The organism is Christiangramia gaetbulicola, from assembly GCF_003054225.1.
GTDB classification, from domain to species: domain Bacteria; phylum Bacteroidota; class Bacteroidia; order Flavobacteriales; family Flavobacteriaceae; genus Christiangramia; species Christiangramia gaetbulicola.
In genome coordinates, this window is record NZ_QBKQ01000001.1 from 412,709 (window position 1) to 435,566 (window position 22,858).

The 22,858-nt window shown below is 40.5% G+C and carries 23 protein-coding genes; 11 read left to right on the forward strand and 12 right to left on the reverse strand.

Going from position 1 to position 22,858, the window contains the following annotated elements; all coding sequences use genetic code 11:
* Positions 1 to 6 precede the first annotated feature (6 nt).
* Complete coding sequence (locus tag C8P64_RS01815; protein WP_108170347.1) at positions 7 to 603, forward strand: sugar O-acetyltransferase; 597 nt, start codon at positions 7 to 9, stop codon at positions 601 to 603.
* 57 nt (positions 604 to 660) lie between these two features.
* Here C8P64_RS01815 and hemL read toward each other — a convergent pair whose 3' ends face one another.
* The 4 genes from hemL to C8P64_RS01835 all read right to left on the reverse strand — a co-directional run bounded on the left by hemL (position 661) and on the right by C8P64_RS01835 (position 4,288).
* Complete coding sequence (gene hemL / locus C8P64_RS01820; RefSeq protein ID WP_108170348.1) at positions 661 to 1,950, reverse strand: glutamate-1-semialdehyde 2,1-aminomutase; 1,290 nt, start codon at positions 1,948 to 1,950, stop codon at positions 661 to 663.
* Positions 1,951 to 2,052: 102 nt separating this feature from the next.
* Entirely contained in the window at positions 2,053 to 2,862 is an 810-nt protein-coding gene (locus C8P64_RS01825) for a glucosaminidase domain-containing protein (RefSeq protein WP_108170349.1), read from the reverse strand.
* Between the two features lies 1 nt (position 2,863).
* Positions 2,864 to 3,796 carry a 1-aminocyclopropane-1-carboxylate deaminase/D-cysteine desulfhydrase gene (locus C8P64_RS01830; RefSeq protein ID WP_108170350.1) on the reverse strand — a complete coding sequence of 311 codons (933 nt, stop codon included), beginning with the start codon at positions 3,794 to 3,796 and terminating at the stop codon, positions 2,864 to 2,866.
* Positions 3,797 to 3,961: 165 nt separating this feature from the next.
* Entirely contained in the window at positions 3,962 to 4,288 is a 327-nt protein-coding gene (locus C8P64_RS01835; RefSeq protein WP_108170351.1) for a hypothetical protein, read from the reverse strand.
* A gap of 32 nt (positions 4,289 to 4,320) precedes the next feature.
* On the opposite strand from C8P64_RS01835, the gene C8P64_RS16510 reads away from it, so the two are divergent.
* The 4 genes from C8P64_RS16510 (at position 4,321) to C8P64_RS01850 (ending at position 8,934) form a co-directional block, all read left to right on the forward strand.
* A complete protein-coding gene (locus tag C8P64_RS16510; RefSeq protein ID WP_011708162.1) occupies positions 4,321 to 4,491 on the forward strand; it encodes a C1orf53 family protein in 171 nt (56 codons plus the stop codon).
* 6 nt (positions 4,492 to 4,497) lie between these two features.
* Complete coding sequence (locus tag C8P64_RS01840; protein WP_108170352.1) at positions 4,498 to 6,486, forward strand: urocanate hydratase; 1,989 nt, start codon at positions 4,498 to 4,500, stop codon at positions 6,484 to 6,486.
* A gap of 28 nt (positions 6,487 to 6,514) precedes the next feature.
* On the forward strand, positions 6,515 to 7,057 hold the full coding sequence (locus tag C8P64_RS01845) for a DUF4136 domain-containing protein (RefSeq protein ID WP_108170353.1): 543 nt from the start codon (positions 6,515 to 6,517) through the stop codon (positions 7,055 to 7,057).
* Positions 7,058 to 7,176: 119 nt separating this feature from the next.
* Positions 7,177 to 8,934 (forward strand): aromatic amino acid hydroxylase, encoded by a 1,758-nt coding sequence (locus C8P64_RS01850; RefSeq protein ID WP_108170354.1) that lies wholly within the window; start codon positions 7,177 to 7,179, stop codon positions 8,932 to 8,934.
* On the opposite strand, the gene C8P64_RS01855 is transcribed toward C8P64_RS01850, so the two are convergent.
* The 3 genes from C8P64_RS01855 to alaS all read right to left on the reverse strand — a co-directional run bounded on the left by C8P64_RS01855 (position 8,931) and on the right by alaS (position 13,462).
* The gene (locus tag C8P64_RS01855) at positions 8,931 to 9,545 is read right to left on the reverse strand and encodes a DUF4230 domain-containing protein (protein WP_108170355.1); all 615 of its coding nucleotides are present in this window, start codon (positions 9,543 to 9,545) and stop codon (positions 8,931 to 8,933) included. The genes C8P64_RS01850 and C8P64_RS01855 overlap by 4 nt on opposite strands.
* Before the next feature lie 305 nt (positions 9,546 to 9,850).
* Complete coding sequence (locus C8P64_RS01860) at positions 9,851 to 10,801, reverse strand: GSCFA domain-containing protein (protein ID WP_108170356.1); 951 nt, start codon at positions 10,799 to 10,801, stop codon at positions 9,851 to 9,853.
* A 45-nt stretch (positions 10,802 to 10,846) separates the two neighbouring features.
* Positions 10,847 to 13,462 carry an alanine--tRNA ligase gene (gene alaS / locus C8P64_RS01865; protein ID WP_108170357.1) on the reverse strand — a complete coding sequence of 872 codons (2,616 nt, stop codon included), beginning with the start codon at positions 13,460 to 13,462 and terminating at the stop codon, positions 10,847 to 10,849.
* A gap of 131 nt (positions 13,463 to 13,593) precedes the next feature.
* Here alaS and C8P64_RS01870 point away from each other — a divergent pair, with 131 nt between their 5' ends.
* The 6 genes from C8P64_RS01870 to C8P64_RS01895 are packed head-to-tail and all read left to right on the forward strand — an operon-like array spanning position 13,594 to position 17,324.
* The gene (locus tag C8P64_RS01870; protein WP_108170358.1) at positions 13,594 to 14,571 is read left to right on the forward strand and encodes a M23 family metallopeptidase; all 978 of its coding nucleotides are present in this window, start codon (positions 13,594 to 13,596) and stop codon (positions 14,569 to 14,571) included.
* Positions 14,571 to 14,900, forward strand: a complete 330-nt coding sequence (locus C8P64_RS01875) for a MerR family transcriptional regulator (RefSeq protein ID WP_108170359.1) — start codon at positions 14,571 to 14,573, stop codon at positions 14,898 to 14,900. The genes C8P64_RS01870 and C8P64_RS01875 overlap by 1 nt, the downstream gene beginning before the upstream one ends.
* A gap of 1 nt (position 14,901) precedes the next feature.
* Complete coding sequence (locus C8P64_RS01880; RefSeq protein ID WP_108170360.1) at positions 14,902 to 15,498, forward strand: LemA family protein; 597 nt, start codon at positions 14,902 to 14,904, stop codon at positions 15,496 to 15,498.
* Positions 15,499 to 15,501: 3 nt separating this feature from the next.
* Complete coding sequence (locus C8P64_RS01885; protein WP_108170361.1) at positions 15,502 to 15,945, forward strand: TPM domain-containing protein; 444 nt, start codon at positions 15,502 to 15,504, stop codon at positions 15,943 to 15,945.
* A complete protein-coding gene (locus C8P64_RS01890; RefSeq protein ID WP_108170362.1) occupies positions 15,899 to 16,726 on the forward strand; it encodes a TPM domain-containing protein in 828 nt (275 codons plus the stop codon). Before C8P64_RS01885 ends, C8P64_RS01890 begins: the two co-directional genes overlap by 47 nt.
* A 25-nt stretch (positions 16,727 to 16,751) precedes the next feature.
* On the forward strand, positions 16,752 to 17,324 hold the full coding sequence (locus C8P64_RS01895; protein ID WP_108170363.1) for a pentapeptide repeat-containing protein: 573 nt from the start codon (positions 16,752 to 16,754) through the stop codon (positions 17,322 to 17,324).
* 62 nt (positions 17,325 to 17,386) lie between these two features.
* Here the strand turns inward: C8P64_RS01895 and clpX are convergent, their stop codons facing one another.
* The 5 genes from clpX to C8P64_RS01920 form a co-directional block, all read right to left on the reverse strand.
* Positions 17,387 to 18,619 carry an ATP-dependent Clp protease ATP-binding subunit ClpX gene (gene clpX / locus C8P64_RS01900; protein WP_108170364.1) on the reverse strand — a complete coding sequence of 411 codons (1,233 nt, stop codon included), beginning with the start codon at positions 18,617 to 18,619 and terminating at the stop codon, positions 17,387 to 17,389.
* Between the two features lie 46 nt (positions 18,620 to 18,665).
* Positions 18,666 to 19,343, reverse strand: a complete 678-nt coding sequence (gene clpP, locus C8P64_RS01905) for an ATP-dependent Clp endopeptidase proteolytic subunit ClpP (protein ID WP_108170365.1) — start codon at positions 19,341 to 19,343, stop codon at positions 18,666 to 18,668.
* Positions 19,344 to 19,454: 111 nt separating this feature from the next.
* On the reverse strand, positions 19,455 to 20,777 hold the full coding sequence (gene tig, locus C8P64_RS01910; RefSeq protein WP_108170366.1) for a trigger factor: 1,323 nt from the start codon (positions 20,775 to 20,777) through the stop codon (positions 19,455 to 19,457).
* An 85-nt stretch (positions 20,778 to 20,862) separates the two neighbouring features.
* Positions 20,863 to 21,204: a phage holin family protein gene (locus C8P64_RS01915; RefSeq protein WP_108170367.1), complete on the reverse strand. Its 342-nt coding sequence runs from the start codon at positions 21,202 to 21,204 to the stop codon at positions 20,863 to 20,865.
* A gap of 88 nt (positions 21,205 to 21,292) precedes the next feature.
* Positions 21,293 to 22,855, reverse strand: coding sequence for an SGNH/GDSL hydrolase family protein (locus C8P64_RS01920; protein ID WP_108171244.1), 1,563 nt, complete (start codon positions 22,853 to 22,855; stop codon positions 21,293 to 21,295).
* Positions 22,856 to 22,858: the final 3 nt, after the last annotated feature.

Genomic DNA, 22,858 nt, shown 5'->3' on the forward strand with positions numbered 1-22,858 from the left:
TCACCTATGGCGACCGAAAAAGAAAAAATGCTTTCCCAAAAGCCATATATCGCCTCAGGAAAGGAACTTTCAAAAGAACGCATTCTTGCCCAGAAAGCATGTTTCCAGATCAATTCTTTATCTCCTGAACTAGTTAAGGAACGGAATGCTATCCTCAAAGATCTTTTAGGATCCTTCAAAGAAAACTTCTATTTCGAACCACCTTTTCATTGTGATTATGGTTACAATATTTCCATTGGCGATAATTTTTATTCCAATTACAATTGCGTCATCCTGGATTGCGGTGAAGTTAAGATCGGGGACAATGTGATGCTGGCTCCTAATGTGAGCATTTTCACCGCGGGGCATCCTATAGATGCTGAAAAAAGAAATCAGGGTTGGGAATATGCCATTCCCGTAACTATTGGAAATAATGTCTGGATAGGTGGAAATGTGGTTATAAACCCGGGTATCACAATCGGGGACAATTGCGTTATTGGATCTGGTAGCGTTCTCACCAAAGATATCCCCTCAAATATTTTAGCTGCTGGCAATCCCTGCAAGGTGATTAGGGAAATCACCGAAGAAGACAAACAGTATTACTTCAAAAAGAGAAAGTTCTAAAAAAGAAAAATCCGGAAAACTGAAGTCTTCCGGATCTGTCATTTTAAGCGGTTATAATTAGAAATCTTTGGTAACCTTATCTACCGCTGCGATCGTTTTATCAAGATCTTCATAAGATAGTGCATCACTCAGGAACCAGGTTTCAAAGGCACTCGGTGCAATGTAAATTCCGTTCTCCAGCATTCCGTGGAAGAATTTATTGAACAGGCCAAGATTAGCTGACTTCGCCGCCGAATCGAAATCGGTCACCGGTTCTTTTCCAAAATGTACCGAGATCATCGAACCTTCCCTGTTAATAGTGAAATCTACATTATTTTGGGTTAGCACTTTGTCCATTCCTTTATGAAGGTATTCTGTCTTCTTTTCGATACTTTCAAAGATCTCTCTTTTGTTATCCAACTCGGTAAGCATAGCCAATCCTGCAGCCATAGCCAGAGGATTCCCACTAAGAGTTCCTGCCTGATAAACAGGACCAACCGGAGCAAGATAGTCCATGATCTCATTACGCGCGGCAAAGGCACCTACCGGCAAGCCACCACCGATCACTTTTCCGAAACAGATGATATCTGCCTTCACTCCCGCTCTTTCCTGAACTCCTCCCGGAGCCAATCTGAACCCGGTCATGACCTCATCGAAAACCAGAAGTATTCCAGTTTCATCACAGATCTCGCGAAGTCCTTCTAAAAATCCTTCAGCCGGAGGAATACACCCCATATTTCCGGCAACAGGTTCTATAATGATACAGGCTATCTCATCGTTATTTGCCTCTACCAGTTCCTTTACATTTTCAAGGTCGTTATACTTGGCAAGCAAGGTATCTTTGGCTGTTCCCTGGGTAACCCCCGGGCTATTCGGCGTTCCGAAGGTTACCGCTCCACTACCCGCCTGGATAAGGAAAGAGTCACTATGACCGTGATAACAACCGGCAAATTTGATGATCTTTTCCTTTCCGGTAAATCCGCGGGCTAAACGAACCGCACTCATACAGGCTTCAGTCCCGGAATTAACCATTCTTATCTTATCGATATTCGGAACCATCTTTACCGCCAGTTCAGCGATCCTGGTTTCGATCTCTGTAGGAGTTCCAAATGAAGTTCCTTTTTTGGCCTTTTCTATAACCGCATCCAGAACTGGTTTATGGGCGTGACCTAGAATAAGTGGCCCCCACGAATTGATGTAGTCTATCAATTTATTTCCATCTTCATCGTACAGATAGGCACCTTCAGCTCTTTCAATAAAGACTGGTTCACCACCAACCGCTTTAAAAGCCCTCACGGGAGAATTCACTCCGCCTGGGATTACCTTCTGCGCCTCTGCAAATAACTCGCTACTTCTTTTATAAATCATAAATCACTTTTTCTCTTTTTCTAACCATTCCCTGAACTCGGGAAGTTTCAGGATCTTTATTATTGTTAGATTCTGAAATATATTCAGAATGACAAAACATTTTTATTTCACACTTAAGATCTGGCCAATAGAAATCGTATTTCCGTTAAGGCCATTCATTCTTTTTATTTCCTCAACCGAGGTATCATACTTTTTTGAAATTGAATACAGGGTATCTCCTTTTTTCACCACATGAGTTTCTGAACCTTCCTGAGGCTTAACCGTATAAGCAGGCGAAGGACGTTTGGTGATATCTGAATCGAATTTGTACAATTCATATCTTTCAATAAGATCTATCAGTTTATCGGGGTATCTGCGATCTGTGGCATAGCCGGCCTTTCTAAGTCCTTTGGCCCAACCTTTATAATCATCGGCATCCAGTTCAAAAAGCTCGGCATATCTTCCGCGACCGGAAAGGAACAAGGAATGATCCCTATACGAATATTTTGCGTGTTTGTATTTTCTGAAACATTCTCCACGGCGATCATCATCATGATATACTTTTTCGCCCTCCCAGTCATGGCATTTTATCCCGAAATGATTATTCGCTCTCCTGGTAAGTTCTCCATTTCCAGCACCAGATTCCAGAATACCTTGCGCGAGGGTAATACTCGCCGGGATCTTGTACAATCTCATTTCTTCCTGAGCTATAGGAGCATAATCCCTGATATAATCTTCTACCCGGTAATGGTATGAATTCCGCGGCATCTCTTCTTTCACGTCATCTACTACTTCCGCAGGAGTTTCACGATTCTCTTCTCCCCTATTATTTATTTCTACATCATCTTTCCTGGTTACTACCTTTTTTTTACTTCCGCAGGAAGCAGCAAAAACGATGAGCATTAAAAATGATACAAAACGAATGATCTTCATATTATCTCGCTATTTGGGGCAGCCCTTTTTTCTTTAACAACCGGTTCATTCCTTCTATTCCCTGCAAGCCTCCGGTATGGATTGCCAGGATCTTTGAATTATCAGGAAAATATCCCTGTTTTACGAGGTCAAAAATACCAAAAACTAATTTTCCTGTATAGACAGGATCCAGAATGATTTTATATTTTTCACTGAAATCATTCATAAAATCAATGAGCTCCCGGTTTACCTTAGCATAACCACCAAAATGATAGTTTAGTATCATCTCCCAGTTTTTCCTGTTTACCAGCAACGAAACTTCCGCTATTAAATAATCTGACTTTAAAGCTGAAAAGCCCAAAACCTTTTGATCTGGCCTGGAAGAATTTATGAGGCCGGCCAGGGTGCCTCCTGTTCCCACTGAAGAACATATAAAATTGAAATCGCTGTCCTTGTCTGTGAGTATCTCTTCACAGCCTTTGATGGCAAATTCATTCGTGCCGCCTTCGGGAACCAAATAAAAATCACCGAATTGCCCTTTTAATTCTTGAATAAATTCAGGATCTTCTTTTTCTCTATAGGCCTCCCTGCTTACAAAATGAAACTTCATTCCGCAGGCATTGGCATATCTTAAAGTTGGGCTTAATTTATCTTTTGAAAGATCTGCAAGTTCATCTCCCCGAATCACCCCAACTGTTTCAAAACCAAAAAGTTTACCGGCAGCTGCAGTGGCGGAAATATGATTGGAAAAGGCGCCTCCAAAAGTTAATAGCTTTTTATGTTTAAGTTCTCTCGCCTTTGCGATATTGTATTTTAATTTCCTGAATTTGTTTCCGCAGACCTCTTCATGCAAAAGATCTTCTCTTTTGATCCAAAGCTGAATCCCGCCCGGGAATTCGGTAATAAATTCATTTGGAATTGTTCGAGCTAGCTCGCTTTCAAAAAAGTCCTGCATACTGCAAAAATACCTCTTGGGATTCAGAATACAATCACTAACCAAAATAATATGGGAGTCAGGCTGTCCCGAAGCATCGGGAGTTTCAGTTTTTCAAAAGATCATTAGATAAAAGAGAGATCCTGAAATAAATTCAGGATGACTGAAAATATTAAAAAGATCATCCTATAGAAAATTCCGGAAAGCCCAGAATGAGCGGTTCTTTAAATAATTGAGATCGTTCTCCCGGCGGTAAGCTTCCCGTTCAAAACTTATATTTCTGTAGGCAAGCATTCCGTCTTTACAATCCAGGTATCTCACAAAGAATTCAATCGCGTACCAAACATAAAAAAAGAGAATGAGCATTTCCAGTTGCTGCCTTAGATGGATCTTTTCATGATTTATAAAGAACACATCCTGCTTCAAATGCCTGTTCTGTAGTATCACAAAAGGCCAGAGACTTATTCCCTTAAACCTCCCGCTGAGCAGCCATTTGTTGACGATCAAAATCATGCTTTCAAGATAAGAAATTGTATTTTAGCCCCATGAATTTTCAGAAAAAAAGAATCCCGTTAGAGGATGGAGACTATTATCTGACTCCTGAAGGCTACCGTTGTTTTACTGAACAATATCACCTAAAAAGAGGTTATTGCTGTGAAAGCGGCTGCAGGCATTGCCCCTACGGATACAATAAGAAAACCAACTCTCAAGAATAAAGACTAATGAATTTTAAGGATCAGATACTTGAAGGAATCCCAGATGAGCTACCGGCTAAAAAACCTTATGATGAATCTCTAAACCACGCTCCTAAGCGCAAGGATATTCTGGACAGAGATGAAAAGAAGCTTGCCCTGGAGAATGCTTTGAGATATTTCGATAAAAAGCACCATAAAACCCTGCTTCCGGAATTTAAGGAAGAACTGGAAAAATATGGGAGGATCTATATGTACCGCTTAAAACCGGATTATGATTTTTATGCCAGGCCTATTGATGAATATCCGGGAAAAAGCGTTCAGGCGAAAGGAATCATGTTGATGATCCAGAATAACCTTGATCCTGAAGTAGCCCAGCATCCTGAAGAATTGATCACTTACGGTGGTAACGGAGCCGTTTTTCAAAACTGGGCGCAGTATAGATTATGTATGCAATACCTGGCAGAGATGGATGATAACCAGACCCTGGTGATGTATTCTGGACATCCCATGGGACTTTTTCCATCGCATCCAAATGCGCCAAGGGTTGTGGTAACTAACGGTATGATGATCCCTAATTATTCAAAGCCAGATGACTGGGAGAAATTCAATGCCCTTGGAGTAACCCAGTATGGACAGATGACCGCCGGCAGCTATATGTATATTGGTCCGCAAGGAATTGTTCATGGGACCACGATCACGGTTTTGAATGCCGGTAGAAAGATCGCCAAAGATGGTGAAGACCTGGCAGGCAAACTATTCGTGACCTCCGGGCTTGGAGGCATGAGTGGTGCCCAGCCTAAAGCAGGAAATATTGCCGGGTGTATCACGATCTGTGCAGAAGTGAATACTAAAGCCACCCAAACCAGGCATAAACAAGGCTGGGTAGATGAGGTTATCGATAATGTGGAAGCCCTTGCCAAGAGAGTTAAGAAAGCGAAAGCAGATAAGGAAGTTGTTTCTATTGGCTTCCAGGGTAATGTGGTTGAAGTATGGGAATACTTCGCTGAAAATGATATCTACATAGACCTGGGAAGCGACCAGACTTCGCTTCACAACCCATGGGCCGGAGGTTATTATCCGGTTGAACTGAGTTTTGAAGAAGCAAATGAAATGATGGCTTCCAATCCTGAAAAGTTCAGGGAGAAAGTTCAGGAGAGTTTAAGAAGACAGGCGAGTGCAATAAACAAGCATACGGCTAAGGGCACTTATTTCTTTGATTACGGAAATGCCTTTTTACTGGAAGCATCCCGGGCGGGTGCCGATATTATGAGCGAAGGTGGCAAGGGCTTCAGGTATCCTAGCTATGTTCAGGATATCATGGGACCAATGTGTTTTGATTATGGATTCGGTCCTTTTAGATGGGTTTGTGCTTCAGGAAAAGACGAAGATCTTCAGAAAACCGATGAGATCGCGACAGAGGTTCTCTATGAACTAAAGAAAAATTCACCAGCTGAAATTCAGCAGCAAATGCAGGATAATATTCAATGGATCAAAGGTGCCCGGGAGAATAAACTCGTTGTTGGCTCCAAAGCCAGGATCTTATATGCTGATGCTGAAGGAAGGATCGCTATTGCCAAAGCATTTAACGACGCCATTGGCCGCGGGGAGATTGGTCCGGTTGTGCTGGGGCGCGACCATCATGATGTTTCGGGAACAGATTCACCTTACCGTGAAACCTCTAATATTTATGACGGATCCCGCTTTACAGCAGATATGGCTATACAGAACGTTATTGGTGATAGCTTCCGCGGAGCTACCTGGGTAAGCATTCATAATGGCGGTGGCGTTGGCTGGGGAGAGGTTATTAATGGAGGATTCGGCATGATTCTTGAAGGAAATAAAGCATCAGAAGACCGTTTAAAATCTATGTTGTTCTGGGATGTAAATAACGGAATAGCTCGTAGATCCTGGGCAAGGAACAAGGAAGCTATATTTGCCGCGAAGCGCGCGATGGATATGAACCCACAGTTAAAAGTGACGATTCCTAATCTTGTAGACCCGGGTCTTTTGGATTAAAAATTTATATAAATTTAAAATCTAACCTATGAAATTTCTAAGATTTACTCCTGTCCTACTGCTCTTTGCAGTGGTATTAACTTCTTGCAGTAGTGTTCGAGTTGCTTCAGATTACGACCGCGAAGCGAATTTCTCGAATTACGGCACTTACGCTTTTTTTAAGCCGGGAATTGATAAAGCTGAAATCTCTGATCTTGATAAGAAAAGAATTTTAAGAGCTATAGAAACCGAAATGTCCAAAAAAGGATTTACGAAATCTGAAGATCCGGACCTTCTGGTAAGTATTTTTACAAAGACCAATGAGAACATCAACATATACAATAATGTATACCCCTACTGGGGCTATGGTTGGGGATGGAACCCGTGGTACTGGGGTAGCGGTTTCAACACCGTTAGCAGTACCAGCGAAGGGACTCTTTATATAGACCTTATAGATTCTGAAGGCAAGGAACTTGTATGGCAGGGAATGGGAACGGCCGCTCTTGCCCGCGAAGTAAACAAGAAACAGGAACGCATCAACGAGATCGTTTCCAAGATCATGGAAAAATATCCTCCAGGGATGGAGAAATAAATAATTGAAATTAAGCCCCTTAAGCAGGGGCTTTTTTATACCCGGTCGTTAACCAATATCCTTCTGTTTCTCTGCCAAATTTTGTACTTTTAACGCAAACGTTTTAGTTAAACCAAACCATGTTAGATAATATTCAATCCAACGAAATACTGGACAGGTTACCTGCCCATTTGCAGCAATATATAAAGCCTCAAAACTATGATGATTATACTCCTATTAATCAGGCAGTTTGGCGATATGTAATGCGTAAGAACGTGGATTACCTGAGTAAGGTAGCGCATGAATCTTATCTTGATGGATTAAAGAAAACAGGAATATCTATAGATAGCATTCCTAACATGTATGGAATGAACCGTATCCTGGAAGAAATTGGCTGGGCGGCAGTTGCAGTAGATGGTTTTATCCCACCGGCAGCCTTTATGGAATTCCAGGCTTATAACGTTTTGGTGATTGCGAGCGACATCAGGCAATTAGAACATATAGAATATACTCCCGCTCCAGATATTATTCACGAAGGAGCCGGTCACGCTCCTATCATCGCAAATCCTGAATATGCTGAATATTTGAGACGTTTCGGAGAAATAGGATGTAAAGCGATTTCCAGCTCCCATGATTACGAAGTTTATGAAGCGATAAGGGAACTTTCAATTTTAAAAGAGGCTGAAGATACCCCTAAGGAAAAGATCGAAGAAGTCGAAAAAAGAGTAGATGAGCTTCAGAATGCGGACGTCAAGCCAAGCGAGATGTCCCAGATACGAAATTTGCACTGGTGGACCGTGGAATATGGTCTTATTGGCACTGTTGAAGATCCAAAGATCTATGGCGCCGGATTGCTATCATCTATTGGAGAAAGCAAATCCTGCATGACCGATGCTGTAAAGAAATACCCATATACCATAGAAGCAGCCAAAAAGGAATTTGATATCACCAAACCTCAACCTCAGCTTTATGTAACCCCAGACTTTGCTCATTTGAGTCTAGTCCTGGAAGAGTTTGCTAATAAAATGGCTTTACGAAAAGGCGGACTTGAGGGAATTAGGAAACTAATAGATTCAAAGAACCTGGGAACTATAGAATTTAGTACGGGAATTCAGGTTTCTGGTAATTTTTCAAAGGTGATCGAACATGATGGAAAAGCAGTTTACATCCAAACAGAAGGTGAAACAGCGCTATCCTACCGGGAAAAAGAACTGGTAGGACATGGCGTGTCTACACATCCGGAAGGATTTGGCTCTCCCATAGGAAGCTTAAAAGGAATAAACCTGGCTATTGAAGATATGAGCCCTAGAGATCTTAGAGCATATGATATCTATGAAGGCGAAAATGTAAGCCTGGAATTTGAAGGCGGTGTAAAAGTTGAAGGAGAGATCATCACGGGAACACGAAACCTTCAGGGGAAAATTATCATTATCAGCTTTAAGAATTGTACGGTTACCTATAACGATGAGATTCTGTTTAAACCCGAATGGGGCCGCTACGACATGGCAGTTGGTAAAGAGATCATTTCGGCATTCGCCGGGCCGGCAGATCACCAGTCCTTTGACCTTATAACACATACCCCTTCGTCAACTACCATTAAAAGTAAAAAGACACCTGAAAGAGAAGAATTAGAATCGCTTTATAGATCTGTTAGAAATATCAGGAATGGTGAAAACACCAAATTCTCACTGAATGCAGCTTTCGATATTGTAAAAAAACATCATCCTAAAGACTGGTTGCTTTCCGTAGAGATCTATGAGTTAGCGGTTGAAAATGATCCAAAACTGGCCAAAGAAGTTAAATCGAGATTACAGGAGATCAAAAAAGAAAGACCGGAAGTGGCTCATCTAATCGATGACGGTATAGAAATGACCGAATCGAATATGGTCACACCCTAGATCTTAATTTTTTCCAGGCTTTCTGAATTTTCTATTGGCTGATCCTGATATTCCAGTGTCCAGCCCATAGAACTTGTGAGTATATATATTTTTTGAAGTTCACTCACCAGCCTGTTCTTGGCATTAGATTTCAGCGAGGATTTCTCAATTTTTTCTTTTAAGCCCTTTTCTATCCGGGATTTGATCTTATTATAGTCTTCGGCTTCAAATTGATTTAGATAATCCTGGGTCACATCGTAATATTTGATATTTGGATTAATACTGATCTCCTCCTTCGGAATCTCTTTTATGATCACCCTTTTGCCTTCCTCATCGATCTCTATTTCAAGTTTACTAAGGTCATAGGCTATACTTACTTCGGCATTAACCACGATCAAAGCCTTTTTCCTGGCCGAAAAGATATCCAGATAAAAGCTTTTGGAGTTCTTATAGGTGAATACCTGGGAAAATGTTCCTTCGGTTACCACGAGCTTCCCAACGTTCCTGATCTGCTCCTGAATAAGGGCCGTATTTTCTTCCAGACTTTCCTTCTCATCGTTCTTCTGGTCCCAGTACATAAATCCAAGAATTACGACTGCCACCATCAGGATGGATAATAGAATATTCTTCATGTGTGGAAATTAGAAAAAAAAGAGGAGAGGGAAATAAATATAGGAGGTGAAAGAAAGTTAAATATATCTTATAAAAAAAACTAAGGGGCGGCCCCACCCGTCCCTTAGTATATTCTAAAATCTACCCCAACAAATTTTAGAAAACAAATCATCCATAAATAATTGATTATTCGAGATGTACATCATGATAATCGACAAGTATTTATTTCAAATCTGCTTTGTAAAAATACAAATAATTTGATATAAAGTATAAAATTTATGTTTCGAGATTATTAAAAATTTAACAACCTCAATAACGACAAGGGTTAAGAAAAGTTAATTTCAGGGTGTTTTTTGTGAATTTCCTCGATTTTCCTTTGTAATTCTGTAAGAAATTTCCTATGAGACTCTGAGTTTTCTGCGCGCGGAGAGTGTGAAAGTGCCTTTTGAATTTTATCGATTTCCTTGTTCAGTGAAATGGATTTATCTGACAGCCAGTTCTCTGAAAATAATTTCCAGATATAATTAACTGCTACAGGATTTGGATGCAGCATATCTTCAGCATAAAATCTATAATCCCGAAGTTCATCCATCATGATCTCATAAGAAGGAAAATAAACCGATCTATCACTTCCACCCAGAAATTGATGTAAAGCGGTTATTAAATGTGCCTTACTTTGCTGGTTTTCACTAAAACCATCTTTAAGATGCCTTACCGGAGATACGGTGTAGATGACCTTGGCATCTTTATTCATCTGTGAAACCGAATGATCTATAACCTCCAGATCGTTCACGATCTCGGTAACCGATGATAATTCCTTGGTAAATCTTTTTTGCGGGATCTTATGGCAATTTGCCGCAATGGATTCCTCTCCTTCGAAAACATACCCCCAGGCGGTTCCCAGGCTTATAATAATATGAGAAGTATTTTTAACGAATTCCTGACTTTTCTTAAGAGCTGTATTAAGATCCTGCAGACATTTTTCTTTGGTATCCCGTCGCATATCTGAATGCGCTTCCAGGGATTGCCAGCCTCCATTGAATTCCATCACGTCTTTTTCCTGATACTCTTCATTGTTAGAGAGCCGCTGAAAGAACTTACGAATTGGAGAGGGATGAAAAATGATCCCGATAGGATTCTGAAGATTTTTAAACCTGAACCATTCCAGCTTACCGCCAATATTCTCTACAAAGCAGGAGCCAATGAGAAACACTCCAGATGAATGATCAATCTTGGGAGCACCTTCTTTAACGGGAACTTTGGTTCTGAAATCCATAGACTTAAATTAAAAAATCCCGGTTAAAAAACCGGGATTTTCGTATTATTTTATAAAACTTTCTGCTTTTTGAAGCGCTTCGTTGAGACCCTCAGGTTTCTTACCACCTGCGGTAGCAAAGAATGGCTGGCCTCCGCCTCCACCCTGTATATACTTACCAAGTTCTCTAACAATCTGCCCGGCGTTAAGATCTTTATCTTTAACCAGGTTTTTCGAAATATAACATGAAAGCAAAGCCTTTCCATTTTGCTCTGTCCCGAAAAGCAGGAAAAGATCATCCATCTCTTCACCTAACTGGAAAGCCAGGTCCTTGATACCCGCAGCATCAAGATCTACTCTTTTAGCAAGGAAATTAACTCCATCTACCGGTTTAACTTCCTGTTTAAGCTCAGATTTCAGGTTTTTAGCCTTATCCCTTAATAAGCTTTCCACCTGCTTCTTTAAAGCAGCATTTTCTTCCTGAAGCATATTTATAGCCTTAACCGGATCGTTCGCATTCTTCAATCCGCTTTTGATCTCTTCAAGGATATGAGTTTGTTTTTCAAAATATTTCCTGGCAGCTTCACCGGTGATCGCCTCTATTCTTCTAATTCCTGATGCAACCGCAGATTCGCCGGTAATTTTGAAATACCATATATTTGAAGTGTTCTGAACATGTGTACCACCACATAATTCCATGGATTCACCAAAACGTATCGCTCTAACCGAATCTCCGTATTTCTCACCGAATAATGCAATAGCACCCTGATCTAAAGCTTCCTGGTAAGAAATATTTCTCTGTTCATCCAGGTTTATTTGTTCGTGGATCCTTGAATTTACAAAATCTTCTACCTTCTCCAATTCTTCAGAGTTTACTTTACTGAAATGAGAAAAATCAAATCTTAAATAGTCACTCTGGACCATAGAACCTTTTTGCTCGACATGAGTACCCAAAACACTTCTAAGTGCCTGATGTAATAAATGCGTGGCAGTATGATTGGAAGCAGTCTTCGATCTATCTGTTTTATTCACGATAGCCTCAAAACTTGCCTCTGTATTAGCTGGTAATTTCTTGGTGAAATGTACAATAAGGTTATTTTCCTTCTTAGTATCCATCACCTCAATAACTTCACCATCTGAAGACATGATAATACCTTTATCACCAACCTGGCCTCCGCCTTCAGGATAGAATGGGGTTTTATTTAAAACCACCTGATACATCTCCCCTTTTTTCTTGGATTCAACCTTACGGTATTTAGCGATTTTTACTTCAGCTTCTAGTTGATCGTAACCTATGAAAGATTCATCTTCTACTTCATTTAATTCCATCCAATCACCAGCGCTTACAGCAGTGGCTTCACGAGAACGATCTTTCTGCTTTTTCAATTCAGCTTCGAATCCCTTCTCATCAAGGTCATAACCGTTCTCTCTTAATATCAGCGCAGTTAGATCTATAGGAAAACCAAAGGTATCATAAAGTTCGAATGCCTTTTCCCCGGAAATCGTCATATCCTTTGATCCTTTCATCAAGTTCTCCAGTAAGACCAGTCCTTGGTCCAAAGTTCTCAGGAATGAAGCTTCCTCTTCTCTGATCACATTTTCCATTAGGCTTTGCTGAGACTTAAGTTCCGGGAAAGTACCTCCCATTTGCTCAGTAAGTATAGGAACCAGATTATAGATAAAAGGTTCTTTGGTATTTAAGAAGGTGAAACCATATCTAATGGCTCTCCTTAATATTCGTCTTATTACATATCCCGCTCCAGTATTGCTCGGCAACTGGCCATCTGCTATAGAAAAGGCTACCGCGCGAACGTGGTCTGCGATCACTCTCATCGCAATATTAGCCTCCTCAGAATTACCATATTTTGTTCCGGTGATCTTTTCGATCTCCCAGATTAGCGGAGTAAATACATCTGTATCGTAGTTGGATTTTTTATCCTGAAGCACCATGCAAAGGCGTTCGAATCCCATCCCCGTATCTATATGCTTTGCCGGCAATTCTTCAAGATCTCCATTGGCCTTGCGGTTATATTGCATAAAAACCAGGTTCCAAATCTCCACCACCTGCGGGTGATCCATATTTACCAGGTCTCTACCCGGAGTCTTAACTTTCTCTTCTTCTGAACGAATATCTATATGGATCTCTGAACAAGGTCCGCATGGCCCCTGATCTCCCATCTCCCAGAAGTTATCCTTTTTATTTCCGTAGATGATCCTTTCTTCAGGAACGATCTTTTTCCATAGCTCTAATGCTTCGGTATCCAGTCCCAGATTATCCTTATCCTCACTACCTTCAAATACTGAAACATATAGATTTTCAGGATTGATCTTGTATACTTCAGTTAACAGCTCCCAGGCCCAGCTAATGGCTTCTTCCTTGAAATAATCTCCAAAACTCCAGTTACCAAGCATTTCGAACATGGTATGGTGATAGGTATCATGCCCTACCTCTTCCAGGTCGTTATGCTTTCCGCTAACGCGAAGACATTTTTGAGTATCGGTTACCCTGTTATTCTTTGGAACTGAATTTCCAAGGAAGAATTCCTTGAACTGGTTCATTCCGGCATTGGTAAACATAAGCGTGGGATCATCTTTTATGACCATAGGCGCAGATGGCACAATGCTATGTGATTTCGATTTGAAAAATTCGAGAAACTGTTTGCGGATATCCTGTGACTTCATTCAGTTATTTTCTTGCAAAATTCATTAAATTATGAAGACGGCAAAACAATTCATATATTTGTTCGTTTACCGTATTTATTTACACGGTATTTGAGCCGTTTCTGGACGCAAAAATAGCATAAATTTAACTCATGTCGAAGGTTAAATATTATTACGATAGCGAGACCCTTTCTTACAAAAAGATCGAGCAAAAGAAAGGCAGGCGTATAGGTATTGTCCTGCTTAGTATTACCGGTTCATTTTTGGCCGGTTTTATACTTCTTATTATCTATTTGAATATTCCTCAAATAGAAACACCTAAAGAAAAAGCGCTAAAGCGTGAATTACAGAATATGAAACTTCAATATGGTCTTCTTAACAAGAAGATGGACCAGATACAGGATGTGATGGCGAATATTGAAGACAGGGATAATAATATTTACAGGCTTTATTTTGAAGCCAACCCGATTCCCGAAGAGCAAAGAAAAGCTGGTTTTGGTGGTATTAACCGCTATCAAAAACTGGAAGGTTTTGACAATAGTAAATTAATTACTGAAACTACCAAGAGAATGGATATTCTTACCAAGCGACTGGTAGTACAATCAAAATCCCTGGATGAGATCGCTGAGCTTGCCAAAGAAAAAGGTGAATTACTTTCGGCTATCCCGGCCATTCAACCCGTAAACAATGAAGATCTTAGCAGGATCGCTTCTGGTTATGGGTGGAGAACAGACCCATTCACCAAGGTGAGGAAATTCCACTATGGGATGGACTTTACCGCCCCAAGAGGAACTCCTGTATACGCGACCGGAGATGGTCGTGTGGTAAGAGCAGACAGCAGATCTACCGGGTATGGGAACCATATAAGAATAGATCATGGCTATGGCTACACCAGTTTATATGCTCATTTATATAAATACAATGTTCGTCGTGGCCAGAAAGTAAAAAGAGGTGATGTTATTGGATTTGTAGGTAGTACCGGAAGATCTGAAGCTCCTCATTTACATTATGAAATATTCAAGGACGACAACAGGATCAATCCTATAAACTTCTATTATGGAAATTTATCACCAGAAGAATTCGACGAAGTCCTTGAAAAAGCACAACGTGAAAATCAATCGCTTGATTAATGCACATAGATCTTCCTGAAAAACGCTATTACAGCATTGGCGAAGTAGCCGAAGCCTTTAAAGTGAACACTTCCCTTATTCGATTCTGGGAAAAGGAATTTGATGCGATCAAACCAAAGAAAAATGCCAAGGGGAACAGGAAATTTACTCCTGAAGACATCAAGAACCTTAGCCTGATTTATCACCTGGTAAAAGAAAGAGGTTTTACCCTGGAGGGCGCCAAGACACATTTAAAAGAAGAAAAACATAAAACACTGAGCAACTTCGATATTATTAGAAAACTCGAAGGCGTGAAAGCAGAACTAATCAACCTTAAAAATCAATTGTAATATGAAAAAGTGGCTAATTCCATTAATAATAATCGTTATCGGGATCGTGGTGATCTGGAAATTCACCGCAGGATTCAATAACACTGCAGTAACCAAAGAAGAGAATGCTAAACTAGCCTGGTCTAATGTAGAAAGTTCTTACCAAAGAAGGAACGACCTTATTGGCAACCTGGTAAAAACTGTAGAAGGTGCGGCAGATTTTGAAAGAGGAACTTTAAAGGACGTTATAGAGGCAAGAGCTAAAGCAACCTCTATTAATGTGGATGCAGAGAATTTAAGCGCTGCTCAGATTCAGCAATTCCAGGAGGCGCAACAGGGAGTAACTTCTGCCCTATCCAGATTACTGGTTACCGTAGAAAGATATCCTGAATTAAAAGCTAATCAGAATTTCCTGCAGTTGCAATCTCAACTGGAAGGAACAGAGAACAGGATTAATGTCGCTAGAGATCGTTTCAATGAAGCAGTTACAGATTACAATACCTATATACGCGTTTTCCCTAATAATCTTTTTGCAGGTATGTTCGGTTTTGAAAGAATGGAACGCTTCCAGGCAGATGCCGGAGCTGAAGACGCACCAGATGTAGAATTCGATTTTTAAAAAATGAGCATTAAGAGCGAAGCTTTTTTAAGCAAAAGAGAGGAAGAGGAAGTTGTTGAGGCCATAAGGCAGGCAGAAAGAAAGACCAGCGGCGAAATTCGTGTACATCTTGAACCAAGTACCGGCGATCAGGACATCTTTGAAAGAGCCATGGAAGTATTTCATGCCCTTAAAATGGATAACACCAAAGAGTCTAATGGAGTATTGATCTACGTGGCGGTAGAAGACAGAAATTTTGTTATTTACGGCGACAAAGGCATCAATGACGTGGTTCCAGATGATTTCTGGGAAAGCACCAAAGAGCTTATCGTGGGTCATTTTAAGAACGGTAAATTCAAGGATGGGCTGGTAGATGGAGTTTTGAAAGCTGGAGAACAGCTGCAAAAACATTTCCCCTGGGATGAGAACAATACCAACGAATTATCAGATCAAATTTCAAAAGCATAAGCTTATCAAACGATTCATACTTTTACTGATATTTTTAACGGGATTCACCGCATTAGCACAACGTGATATCCCGCCAAGACCATCAGAACAGACCAGTGTTTACGATGAAGCAGATATGCTTTCGGCTCCAGATGAGCAAAGGCTCGAGCAAAAGCTGATCAATTATGCCGATACCACTTCCACGCAGATTGTAGTTGTCACCATAGAATCGCTGGAGGGCGAATATGAAGGTACTTATGCAGCGCACTGGGCTCATGAATGGGGAATAGGTCAAAGTGACAAAGACAATGGTCTTTTAGTACTTGTTGCTCAAAAAGAGCGTAAGATATGGATCACGACGGGTTACGGTCTTGAAGAATACCTAACAGATGCCAAGACCAAAGAGATCATTGAACTGGTGATCCTGCCTGAATTCAGGAATGGAGATATCTATGCCGGACTCAACAAGGGAACTACAGCTATTTTCCAGGTGCTTAATGGTACTTTTCAAGGCGCTCCCCAATCCAGAGGTACCGGTGGCGGTATTTCAATGAAGACCATTGTTATATTCTTTATTCTCTTTGTCATTCTCGTTTCTCTTTTTAATAAAAAAGGCGGAGGCAGAAATGGCGGAAGAAGAACCGGACGTAGCGTACTATGGGATGCTATCATCCTTAGTTCTCTTGGTCGCGGTAGTTTTGGTGGCGGAAGTTCCGGAGGTGGATTCGGTGGCGGCGGAGGCTTTGGAGGAGGCTTCGGCGGTGGTGGATTTGGTGGCGGAGGCGCCGGCGGAAGCTGGTAATTCTCAAATCTTAATCTATTGAAGAATGAATGAACAGTTCTTTACCCACGAGCAATTCAGCAACATAAATTTCAACCAGAACCAACTTAGCAAAGCAGATTACGAAGGCTGTATTTTTAGCAGCTGCAATCTTTCCAATTGCGACCTAAGCAATTTCAGGTTTACAGAATGTGAATTTATAGAATGTGATCTGAGCAATTGTAAGTTAGTTAAAACAGCATTTCAGGATTGTCATTTTTCTGGCTGCAAACTTATAGGCTTGAATTTTGACCTTTGTGAAAGCTTTGGATTTTCATTCTCAGCTGAAAATTCTGTTTTTGATCATTCCATATTACACAATGTAAATCTTTCAAAAACCAGGATCCTGAATTCCAAATTCAAAAATGCAGATCTCAGCGCTTGTGATTTCAGCCAGTCTGATCTCACCGGGAGCGATTTCCAGGAAGCCATTTTCGACCAAACCAATCTTGAAAAAGCAAATTTAAAGTCGGCCAGAAACTATCTTATAGATCCTGAAAACAACAAGATCACAGGAGCTCAATTTTCATTACCAGAAGTCACTGGTTTATTACATAAGTACAAACTAAAGATCGATTAATATAAAATAAAAACGCCATCAAATTGATGGCGTTTTTTATATGTGGTAAAACTGAAAGTTGATTAAGAAACAGCTTTCAATTTACTCATTGTAGATTTATTCAATTTATCATCTGCATACTCGCGGGTAACCGTGAAATGACCTTCTTCGCTTTCAGGCATCTCGAACATCGCATCGGTTAGAATAGCCTCACAAAGAGAACGCAAACCACGTGCTCCCAGTTTATACTCTACCGCTTTATCTACTATATAATCCAGAGCGTCATCGGTGATATCAAATTCGATATCATCCATTTCGAACAGCTTTTTATACTGTTTGATGATCGCGTTCTTAGGCTGGGTTAAAATAGCTCTAAGCGTCTTTTTATCCAGCGGATTCATATAGGTAAGCGCCGGTAAACGACCAATGATCTCAGGGATCAATCCAAACTCCTTAAGGTCTTTCGGAATGATATACTTTAAAAGATTGGTTCGCTCGATAGTATCCTCGCTTTTTGAAGCGCTGAATCCAACCGCCTGCATATTCAATCGCTTGCTGATGATCCTTTCAATACCATCAAAAGCACCACCGGCGATGAACAGAATATTCTCGGTGTTCACCTCGATAAATTTCTGGTCTGGGTGTTTACGACCTCCTTTTGGCGGCACGTTAACGGTTGTTCCTTCCAGTAATTTCAATAAAGCCTGTTGAACCCCTTCTCCCGAAACATCACGGGTGATCGAAGGATTATCGCTTTTACGCGCGATCTTATCTATCTCATCGATAAATACGATTCCGCGTTCTGCTTTTTCAGTATTATAATCTGCTGCCTGAAGCAACCTGGTCAAAATACCTTCAACATCTTCACCAACATATCCTGCTTCGGTTAGCACGGTAGCATCAACAATAGCTAAAGGAACATTCAGCATTCTCGCGATAGTTCTGGCCATAAGGGTTTTCCCTGTTCCGGTCTCTCCTACCATCACGATATTACTTTTCTGGATCTCTACATCATCATCGCTCTCTGGCTGTAACAATCTTTTATAGTGATTGTAAACCGCCACAGACATCACTTTCTTGGTTTCTTCCTGCCCAATGATATATTCGTCCAAAAACGATTTGATCGATTTTGGTTTGCTCAACATTAGGTCTGAGGAAAGCTCTCTGGCTTCTCCCTGCTTGGATTCTTCAACCACGATACCATGTGCCTGTTCTATACAACGATCACAAATGTGGGCATCCAGACCTGCAATAAGCAAGTTAGTTTCGGGCTTTTTTCTACCACAAAAGGAACATTCTAAATCTTCTTTCGCCATTATTTAAATTTTCGGTAATTACTATTGCGAAATAGTTAATTACAATTTATCCTTCTCTTGTTAATATCTCGTCGATCATTCCGTACTCCTTGGCTTTTTCAGCCTTCATCCAGAAGTCACGATCACTGTCTTCATGAACTTTCTCATACGTCTGTCCGGAATGTTTCGCTATGATATTATATAATTCTTCTTTTAAAGTAACGATCTCTCTGGCCGTGATCTCTATGTCACTCGCCTGTCCCTGGGCTCCACCCATTGGCTGATGGATCATTACTCTACAATGAGGCAGTCCGCTACGTTTACCGGCTTCACCGGCACATAAAAGAACAGCACCCATTGATGCTGCCATACCTGTACAGATCGTCGCTACATCTGGCTTAATGAACTGCATGGTATCATAAATTCCCAGACCTGCATATACACTACCTCCTGGAGAATTGATATATATCTGAATATCCTTGGAAGCATCTGTACTTTCTAAAAACAGTAACTGAGCCTGCACGATATTCGCAACCTGCTCATTGATCCCTGTTCCAAGAAAAATGATCCTGTCCATCATTAGACGGGAAAAAACATCCATGGCCACAGCATTCATCTGTCTTTCTTCGATAATATTTGGAGTCATGCCTACTGGCATCATGCTGCTCACAATCTTATCGTAATAGTTGCTGTTTATGTTATGATCTGAGACAGCATATTTTTGAAATTCTTTTCCGTAATCCATCAATTTTTTATTGTTTTTCTAATCTTAATTAAAATTCCGGTTAAAACCAAAAAAGGCGTTACTCAATAATGAGTTAACGCCTTAAAGATAGGTAATATATCGTAAAAAGGCTTACTTATAAATAGCTTTCACAAATTCTTCGTAAGTAACTTCTTTTTCGTCGAATTTCATGTTCTCCTTGTAAAACTCAAGAAGTTTTTCATTCATCAACTGCTCAGAAAGTCTCTTCACTTCATCCTGGTTAGATAAGATCCTGGCCGCAATATCGTCAAGTTCCTTTTCTGAAGGATCCATCTGACCAAATTGTGCCATTTGTTGTTTGATCTTTTCTGTTGTGAAAGATTTTAGATCGTTGAAATCTACATTAAGGTTATTGTCATTTACAACTTTTCCTTCGATCAACTGATAACGAAGTCCTTTTTCGCTTTTTTCGTATTCTTCTGCAGCTTCCTCTTCAGTCAATGGTTTTTCACCAACCGTCTGGATCCACTTCTGAAGAAATTCTTTTGGAAGCTCAAAATTTGTAGCTTCAATAAGCGCTTCAGTGATATCGTTCATCAACTGCTGATCGCTCTGCTGCTCAAATTGCTTAGCCGCATCTTCCTTGATCTTTTCTTTCAATTCGGTTACAGACTTTACTTTATCCTTTCCGAAAAGTTTGTCGAACAATTCCTGGTCAAGATCCGCAAGTTCTCTTTCGTTGATCTCAGAGATCGTGAATTCAACCTCGATATCAAGATCATGAGCTTTATCATGTTCGATCTTAAGGTGATTGATCAATGCGTGATCATCTTCAAAAAGACCTTTGGTCTTTAAAGTGATCGTATCTCCAACCTTAGCACCTACAAACTTATTCAGGTTGCGTTTACCTTTAATATTAGAAAGTTCGATAGTAGAATCGTTCTCTATCCCTTCTTCTTCATTCTTAAAAGTACCAGCTACCGTATCGCCTTCTTCAACCACATCTTTGGTCTTAAGCTTACCATATTGTTTCTGGATACTTTCTATCTGATCGTTCACCATTTTCTCATCGGCAACGATGTTATATTTAGTAACAGGCTTTTTAAGATCAAGATCAACTTCAAACTCTGGTGCAAGACCTAGTTCAAATTCGAAGCTGTAATCATCTTTGTCCCAATCAAAATTTTCCTGCTCTTTAGGAAGCGGATTTCCAAGAACGTCTAATTTCTCTTCAGTAAGGTACTTGTTAAGGCTATCCTGAAGTAATTTATTTACCTCATCTACCAATACAGCCTGACCGTATTGCTTTTTAACCATCCCCATAGGTACATGACCTTTTCTGAAACCGGGAATATTGGCATTCTTACGGTAATCTTTTAAAATCTTATCTACTTTACCGGCATAATCTTCTTTAGCGATATCAACTTTAACTACCGCATTTAATTCATCAATATTCTCTCTGGTAATATTCATTTTGATCTATTATAAAAATTGGAGTGCAAAATTACGTTTTTTCTTAAAGTCTGCAAAGTTTCAATTTGTTGAAATTCAGTTAAATCTAATCTGATTTCAGAATTGAAAAGAGCAAAGATTGCACCAGAGACAGTAACAAACTAAAAATTATGGCAATAAACCATCCGTCGACATCAAATCCTCCTACAAATCCATCGGCCATAAAAATGATAATCGCGTTGATCACCAGTAAGAATAATCCTAAGGTAAGGATGGTCACGGGCAGGGTAAAAAGGACCAAAAGAGGCTTTACAATAAAGTTTAGCAAGGCTAGCACCAGCGCAACGATAATTGCGGTCCAGTAACTGTCTACGCTCACTCCTGGCAAAATTTTGGCCAGTATCACCACGGCAAGTGCCGTAAGCAATAATCTTAGTATAAAATTCATAATGTTATAGTGGTTGATTATTTAGTAAAGTTGCAAAAAAAAGGCCGGGAAAATCCCGGCCTTTTTAAATTTTATGGCAAATTTAATATTACTGAACGTCCTGACTAAGAGTCACAGTTCCGTATGAACCAACATCTGCTTTAGGAACATTAGATCCATAAGTAGCGTTGATCTCTGTAATAATTTCATTAGCAATCACAGCATATCCACGCGGAGTTAAGTGAATTCCGTCTAAAGAAAAAGCACCACCCGTAACGAAGTCTGAAGTAATGACACCTCCGTCAAAAGGAATTCCCTGATCTTTTAACTGAGATAGTGTTTCATTTACATCTACCAGTCCAAGACCTAAAGTTTCAGCATTTGCTTCAATAGCATCGTTGAAAAGGTTTGTAGCCTGGCTGATATACTGAAGTTCTTCTGAATCTAAAGCATCTTTATCATCAATACCGCTAACTGCTCCAAATAAGATCTGAGCCTGCTCTGGAGTAGGACTTCCGCCTGCCTGAAGAATAGCAAGAACTTCTCCAACTTCCTGAGTTAATTGCACAGAACCATATCCTCCAGCCAATGCTGTCTGGTCTATAGTTAAAAGTAGAAGTTCATTTTCGGTCATTTGACGGAATCCAAGAGGATTTGCCTGAGTAACCGGAACATCTATAAGGAACCTGTTTGGACCTTCGTTAAACTGAATTGCATATTGTGAAGCTAAAGCCTGTGCCTGCTCTGCAGGTACTCCCTGAGCCATCAATCCACCAGCGAACACTCCGGCAACAGCCTGGAAATATCCGGTTAATTGAGCTGCAGTGGCAGCATCTAAAGCTAAGGCGTTATTAGGAACCGTTGTAAAATAAGGCGCCGATGTAACATCTGGAATAGTTAAAAGTACTCCATCTGCAGTTTGAGCCAAGGCTCCAGCGATCTGACCGTATACCATTGAAAAAGCAGTAGGATCTGTAATGTCATTCGCTCCGTAAGAAGCGAAGTCTGTATTTCCTAACTGAAATTCACCAGTTCCACCTGAAGTAGCATATCCAAGAACATCATTATTACCGATCCATAAAGTAAAGAAAGTTGGATCCTGTGCTAAAGCATCAGCTAAAACCGTTGCATTATCTGCACTTGCAAATCTTGCAAAATATGGGTTTGCCAATCCTGAAGGCACTCCTGCAACATTTCCATAACCCGGAGCAACCAGGTGATAAGATTTTGCTCCCGGAACACCCATGTTGTTGAATGACCCAGAAAGTTTATTGGTAATATCTGTAGTAGGCGCAGCCCCACCATATCTGGCTGGACGTGGTTGACCGTTAGCTCCTACAGCAAGAACGAATCTGTTTTGAGTAATCTGGGTTCCACCTAATAATAGACCTCCAGCATTATCGTTCATTAAAGGCTGAGTAAAACCATCGGTTTGCTGAGTCACAGCAAATTTCTGAGCCAGGATATTAGGATAGGAATTTTCCTGTCCTGTAATATAAAGTGCTCCGTCTGCATACCCCGCAGTTAAAGAGTTACCAACAGCTACATAATTTGAGAAATCTGCCTGTCCATTGGAGTAAACTTCACCATCTTCGATGGCATTTTCTAATTCAGGTTCGCAGGATACAACCCCTAAGGCTAATATTGCGATATATTTATAATAGTTCTTCATCGT